Genomic DNA, 535 nt, shown 5'->3' with positions numbered 1-535 from the left:
ATGTCCGGATGGACACCTATCTGCCGACGCCATTGCACAGTCTCGACATGACGCCATGCGATGGGAGCGGATGACACGCGGCTGCGAACTAGCTTGCTTCAAAGCTCATGCTCGAAAAAGTGCTCTGACCCCGAATTTTCTAAGCTCCAATCCGCAGCCGAAGTGACAGGACCACCTCGGCGAAGCGGTCTTTTTTTGGTATCATCTCCGGATCATTCGCCCCCACCGAAACCCGGAGCATGTCCCACCTCGCGCAGTTGATGCACCAGCTTTCCGCCACCAGCAACCTGCCGCTGTACCAGCAGCTGCAGCGCGCGCTGCGCGAAGCAATCGACCGCGGCATCTACGGCCCCGCGGAAGCGCTGCCGGCCGAGCGCCAGCTGGCGTCCGAACTGGACATCTCGCGCATCACCGTGCGCAAGGCCATCGACGGCCTCGTCGAGGAAGGCCTGCTCGTGCGCCGCGCGGGTTCCGGCAACTTCATCAACACGCGCATCGAAAAGAATTTCGCCAAGCTGACGTCGTTCTCCGAAGA

General features: G+C 61.3%; 1 protein-coding gene. It reads left to right on the top strand.

Annotated elements, in window-relative coordinates; translation table 11 throughout:
• Positions 1 to 239: 239 nt before the first annotated feature.
• Positions 240 to 535: GntR family transcriptional regulator (locus AC1DYX_RS31855; RefSeq protein ID WP_477266290.1), on the top strand; the 296-nt coding region annotated here is incomplete at its 3' end.

Source organism: Massilia sp. P2_C2, from assembly GCF_056404615.1.
The sequence above is the reverse complement of the archived record's forward strand: the minus strand, read 5'-3'. Positions and strand labels throughout refer to the sequence as shown.